This is a genomic window from Actinobaculum sp. oral taxon 183 str. F0552 (assembly GCF_000466165.1).
Lineage (GTDB): Bacteria > Actinomycetota > Actinomycetes > Actinomycetales > Actinomycetaceae > Peptidiphaga.
This window is the reverse complement of record NZ_KE951410.1, coordinates 55107-60428: the sequence shown is the minus strand read 5'-3', so window position 1 is coordinate 60428 and position 5322 is coordinate 55107. Positions and strand designations below refer to the sequence as shown.

At 68.6% G+C, this 5322-nt stretch carries 5 protein-coding genes; 1 reads left to right on the top strand and 4 read right to left on the bottom strand.

Features of this window, described 5'->3' with window-relative positions; all coding sequences use genetic code 11:
• Positions 1-186 precede the first annotated feature (186 nt).
• Positions 187-939 carry an electron transfer flavoprotein subunit beta/FixA family protein gene (locus HMPREF0043_RS02230; RefSeq protein WP_021601194.1) on the bottom strand — a complete coding sequence of 251 codons (753 nt, stop codon included), beginning with the start codon at positions 937-939 and terminating at the stop codon, positions 187-189.
• 385 nt (positions 940-1324) lie between these two features.
• Here HMPREF0043_RS02230 and HMPREF0043_RS02225 point away from each other — a divergent pair, with 385 nt between their 5' ends.
• On the top strand, positions 1325-1963 hold the full coding sequence (locus HMPREF0043_RS02225; protein WP_021601192.1) for a TetR/AcrR family transcriptional regulator: 639 nt from the start codon (positions 1325-1327) through the stop codon (positions 1961-1963).
• A 148-nt stretch (positions 1964-2111) separates the two neighbouring features.
• Here HMPREF0043_RS02225 and HMPREF0043_RS02220 read toward each other — a convergent pair whose 3' ends face one another.
• The 3 genes from HMPREF0043_RS02220 to HMPREF0043_RS02210 all read right to left on the bottom strand — a co-directional run.
• The gene (locus HMPREF0043_RS02220) at positions 2112-2729 is read right to left on the bottom strand and encodes an MBL fold metallo-hydrolase (protein ID WP_021601191.1); all 618 of its coding nucleotides are present in this window, start codon (positions 2727-2729) and stop codon (positions 2112-2114) included.
• Positions 2730-2872: 143 nt separating this feature from the next.
• The gene (locus tag HMPREF0043_RS02215; protein WP_021601190.1) at positions 2873-3748 is read right to left on the bottom strand and encodes a MaoC/PaaZ C-terminal domain-containing protein; all 876 of its coding nucleotides are present in this window, start codon (positions 3746-3748) and stop codon (positions 2873-2875) included.
• Positions 3745-5322: AMP-binding protein (locus HMPREF0043_RS02210; RefSeq protein ID WP_332248422.1), on the bottom strand; the 1578-nt coding region annotated here is incomplete at its 5' end. The genes HMPREF0043_RS02210 and HMPREF0043_RS02215, both read right to left, overlap by 4 nt.

Genomic DNA, 5322 nt, shown 5'->3' with positions numbered 1-5322 from the left:
GGCGGGCACGCCCTCGGCGAGGGGCACGTCGACGACCCGGTCGACTCCCGCGACCGGCGTCCCGCCGACGGTTACGGCGACGACGGAGCCGCCGACGGCCCGCCCGTGCTCGATGAGTGCGGCGATCTCCGGTTCGACCGCGATGATCCATGTGTTGGCCATTGTTCCTCTATTTCCTTTCCGCTCTCAGAGCACGCCTTCGGACCGCAGTGCGGCGATCAGCTGGGCCGCGGCGTCGGGCCCGGCGAGGATTTGGTTCTTGCGCGCCTTGGAATCCGGCTTGGCGCGGCCGGTCACGGTCACCTCGACGTCGGCGGGCGAGACCTCGGCGGTCGCGAAGGGCTTCTTGCCGGCGGCGAGGATCTCCTTCATGGAGGGGACCTTCGGGGTGACGGCGTCCGGCGCCGCCGCCACGACGACCGGACCGGAGACGGCGACCGTCCGGGTCCCTCCGGGCACGTTCTGGGTGATCTCGTAGCCTTCGGCCGTCTTGGCGACGGACGCCACGCCCTGGAAGCACGGCCAGCCGAGGTATCCGGCCGCGAGCGCCGAGACGATCCTCGCGCCTTCGTCGACCGAGGAGTCGCCGGTCAGGAGGATGTCCGCGCCGTCGACGCCCTTGACGAGCTCCGCGAGCGCCGAAGCGACCTTCGTCGCATTCCACGTGGGCGCGTCGCCGTCCGCTACGACGACCGCGCGGTCGAGCCCCTTCGACAGGGCGTTCTTCTTCGCCATCGAGCTGGCGGCGTCCTTGGCGCCGACGCTGACGCCCACCAGTTCGGCGCCGCTGGCGTCGGCGAGGTCCCGGCCCAGCTGGATGGCGACGGGATCGTATTCGGAGACCGTGCTCTTGGCACGGGACCAGTTGACGTTGCCGTCAGCGGCGACGGAAGCGTCCTGTGGGTTCGCCGCGTACTTGTACGCAACCACTACAGTCATTTGAGCCTCTCTCTGTTGTTGGCAAAGGCGCGGCGACCGCATCCGAGCATCCCGCGCCGAGCGGAGTGCGCGCCGGTAGCCTGCGGCCTCAATCGTCTCACGCTTCCCACGCCTGTTTCGGACGACGACAGTCCGAAACAGGATCTTCGCATCGGGGTGCGAAGGAACGAGAATGCGCAGATGCTCGCGACGATACACCGACGGCCCCGCGAATTCCGGGACCAAGGGCACCGAAAGGGTGAACGCATGCCCACTGCGCTTCGACGCTCGAGAGAGGATGCCCGATTCGCCCCGCTCACCAGGGCGGAGAACGGGTATGATGAGGGTGATTTGTGACGACCGGCTCGGGATTCACGCACTCGGAGCCGCATGGCCAAGGGGGTCTATGACCAGCATCGGCGCTGCACAGCGGAAGAGCGTCGGGCGCCCGAGAAACGCGGGCGCCGACAGGCGCATCCTCGAGTCGAGCCTGCAGCTCTACGGAGACATCGGCTGGCACGGCTTCAACCTCACGAAGGTTGCACAGTTGGCGGGAGTGGGCAAGTCGTCGATGTACACCCGATGGGCGGACCGCGAGGACCTCTTCCTGGACGCCTTCACCGGTCTCATCCCCTCGCCCGTCCCGGCGGGGAAGACGGTGGACGAAATACTGATCAACGAGGCCGAATACCGGATGCGCCTCTATCTGGGGCCGAACGCGAGGGCTCTGCGACGGCTCTTCGTCGAAATGGTCTGCGAGGAGCATCCCGTCATCCGATCGGCCTACGAGCACACCTATCTCAAGCCGATAGCGCGGATCCGCTCACGCCTGTGGGAGTTCAAGACCGCGGGCGCGCTCCCCGCGGGGACGTCGGTGACGCGGCTGCTCGACGCGATCGAGGGCTCGGTCCTCATGCGCGCCTTCTGCCTGTCCCCCGACGACATCGAGTGCTTCCTCGGCGAGATACCCGAATACGTGGAGAACCTCGTCGGCGATCAGCTCCACGGGTCCGGGCTGGAGAGAACGCTGCGCTCGGTCTCCTGAATCGCCGCGCGCCGTCAGGCACCCAGTTCAGCCCGACCGCGTCCTGTGAGCCAACCTGAAGCGCCGCGCCGTCAGGCACCGCTCTCGGGCGCGGCGCCCTCGGGCGGCAGGCGCCTCGCGATCAGCTCCTTTCGCCAAGGCCGCCCGATCACTCCCGGAGCCAGGGGTTCCGCCGCTTCTCGCGTCCCAGCGCGGACTGGGGCCCGTGGCCGGGGAATATCGCCGTTCCGTCCGGGTAGGCCGCGAGGCGGGCGCAGGTCGCGCGCATGGCCTTCGCGTCGCCGCGGACGAAGTCAGTCCGGCCTATCCCGTCGGCGAAGAGGGTGTCCCCCGTGAACATGGTCCCCGTCCCGGGGTCGTACAGGCAGATAGATCCGGGGGTGTGGCCCGGGGTGGCGATCACCTCGAGGCGATCCTCGCCCCACGCGAGCGCGTCGCCGTCGTCGAGGAGCCGGTCCACGCGCTCAACCCGGTAGTCCGAGCCCTCCTCGTCGAAGCCCGACAGGTGGGGGTCGGCCACTCCCACGGCGTCGTCCCGCCCGACGCATACGATCGCCCCGTAGCGTTCGGCGAGTTCGTTGACGGCTCCGATGTGGTCGCTGTGGCAGTGGGTCAGGACGATGTGGGAGACGTCGGCCTCCCCCAGCTCCCGGATGAGCCGGTCGCCTTCGTCTCCCGGGTCGATGACGAGCGCCTGGCCGGCGCTCGTCAGGACGTAGCAGTTCGTCCGATAGCTGCCCACAACGTGGCGCTCGATGCTGAACATTGCCTTCCTAACGTCCGATGGAATCGGCCGGCCCCGCCTCGGCGAGGGCCGCCCTGTGGCCTGGCGGTGCCCATGCTATCGATACCGCCGGGCTGAGAGGGGAGATCGCGGCGCTCCCGCGGGAGCGCCGCACCCGCCGCTGGTCAGCGGTATTCGATGATCCCCCAGTTCAGGTGGGGTTTGGCCCCGGTCTCCTCGACGTCTTCGTCGACCAGCCGGAAGCGCAGTTCGCCGTCTGCGACCTTCCACAGCTGGGTCTTCAGGGTCGAGCCTGGCAGGACCGGCGATGTGATGCGCGTCTTGAAGCGGGTGATCCTCTCGGGTTCGCCGGGGACGAAGGCGTTGACGGCGTGCCGCATGACGACTCCCGCGTAGCTGATGGCGTGCAGGATCGGGCGGGGTTCGCCGTTCTCGGCAGCGTAGTCCCAGTCGACGTGCTGCGGGTGGTAGTCGCCTGACAGGCGGTAGATGAGGGCCTGGTTCTCCGGGATGCGCTCGGTCACCTCCACGTCGGGGGCGGTCTCGGGCATGTCGACGATGTCCTTCGGAGGCTTCGGGCCTCCCCAGCCGCCGTCGTAGATCAGGCAGTCCCAGGACTCGTTGGTGAAGAGGAGGTTGCCGTCCGAATCGTAGGTGTCGCCGATGTGCTGGGCCAACAGGCCCCTTCCCTCGCCCCGGTCGTAGAGCCCTTCGAGCTTGACCTTGGTCTCCAGGCGGTCGGCCATCTTGGTGATGGGCCGGTGGAAGCGGATGTCGAAGCCCCAGTGGAGGGAGCCGGCGTAGTTGTAGCCGTAGTCGATCGTGCGAGTGACCTCGGAGTCGACGATGAGCATGGCGCCGAACATCGGCAGGACCTTGAGGCGGGGGTCGCGCTCGTCGTGCTCGTTGATGTACTCGAGGCCGTCCTTGCCGTCGATTCCCGCGCCGCAGCCCAGGGCGAAGAGCTCCAGGTCGCGGAAGGTGTAGTCGCGTGTGAAGGGCCCGAAGGTCTGCCCGACCATTTCCGTCTTGATCGTCATTGCGTCGCCTTTCCGTGTTGGTTGATGGGGTCGATGAGTGGTTTCTTGAGGACCTTCCCGTATTCGCCGCGCGGCAGGCTCGTGCGGAACTCGATGATCTCGGGGACTTTGAAGCACGCCAGGCGCTCGACGGCGTAGTCGCGGATGGCCTCCTGGCCGGGGCTCGCTCCCTCGGCTGGGACGACGACGGCCTTGACCGTCTCGTCGCGCACGGGGTCGGGCACTCCCACGACGGCCGCGTCGGCGACCTCCGGGTGGGAGCGCAGAACGTCTTCGATCTCGGCGGCGGCGACGTTCTCCCCCGCCCGCTTGATGATGTCGCCCATGCGGTCGGCGAAGTAGATCCACCCGTCGGCGTCGGCGTATCCGGCGTCGTTGGTCCTCAGCCATCCGTCGGCGTCGAAGACGGCGGCGGTTGCCTGCGGGTCCCTCCAGTAGCCGGCCATGAGCGAGACGCCCGCCTCTCCTCGGACGAGGATCTCGCCGCATCGGCCCGGAGCAGCCTGCCGCCCGTCCGGTGTCAGGATCCGCACGTCGTAGCCGGGGCCGGGGCGCCCGATCGACGGCCAGCGGCGGGGTCCCTCGGGGTAGTCCGTGATGACTCCGACCAGCGTCTCGGTCGAGCCGTAGTTGTTGAGCAGCCGGGTGGCGAAGCGAGTCTCGAATTCCTCCTTCTCCCTCTCCGTCAGCGGGAGGAAGTAGTGGACCTCCCGGAGGAAGTGCTCGCGGTCGGAGGGGTCGGGGGGCTGCTTGAGGAGAGTGCGCACGATCATCGCCATCGCCTGCAGAAGGGTCGCCCGGTGGAAGCGGACCTGGCTCCACAGCCGCCTGGCCGAATAGCGGCGTTCGAGGATGAGCGCGCACCCCGCGGCGATCACCGGCACGAGCGCGGACAGCTGGAGGTTGACGTGCGTCGCGGCCATGCACGTCAGATAGCGGTCCGCCGGGGTCATCGCCAGTTCCCACACGACGTACCGGCCGGAGAAGACCATGTTGGCGTGGGTCATCATGACGCCCTTGGGGGCCGACGTCGTCCCCGACGTGTACATGATCTCCGCCAGGTCGTCGGGGCGGAGCTCGGGCCGCGACGCCAGCCGGCAGGGCTGCTCGGCCTTCAGGTCCGCGTAGCCGCCGGGGCCGTCTCCGACCGTCACGACGACGGGGGCGAACCCGGCCAGGTCGCCTGCGGCGAGGGAGTGCTCGGTGACGAGCACGCCGACCTCGCATTCGGCGAGGATGTGCGTGCATTCGGGAGCCGTGAAGGACGTGTTGAGCGGGACGACGACGGCTCCGATGCTCGTCAGGGCGAGGAAGCACTCGACGAACTCGGCCCTGTTGCACAGGTGCACGGCCACTCTGTCGCCCTTGCCCACGCCGAGCCGGTGGAAGAGGTTCGCCGCCCGGGCGACCTCCCGGGCCGCCTCGGCGTAGGTGTACCGCTCGACGCGGCCCGTATCCGGGTCTTCGACGACGAGGAATTCGGCGTCGGGGCGCGTTCGGACCCGTTCGTCCCACATATCGCGCAGTGTCGCGTGATCTGCCACCATGTCCTTCTCTCGGGGCGGGGGCGGGCC

Excerpts from the sequence above, each read along its gene's own strand:
- HMPREF0043_RS02225 (WP_021601192.1), top strand. The coding sequence starts at position 1,325 with ATGACCAGCATCGGCGCTGCACAGCGGAAGAGCGTCGGGCGCCCGAGA.
- HMPREF0043_RS02230 (WP_021601194.1), bottom strand. The coding sequence starts at position 939 with ATGACTGTAGTGGTTGCGTACAAGTACGCGGCGAACCCACAGGACGCT.
- HMPREF0043_RS02215 (WP_021601190.1), bottom strand. The coding sequence starts at position 3,748 with ATGACGATCAAGACGGAAATGGTCGGGCAGACCTTCGGGCCCTTCACA.
- HMPREF0043_RS02220 (WP_021601191.1), bottom strand. The coding sequence starts at position 2,729 with ATGTTCAGCATCGAGCGCCACGTTGTGGGCAGCTATCGGACGAACTGC.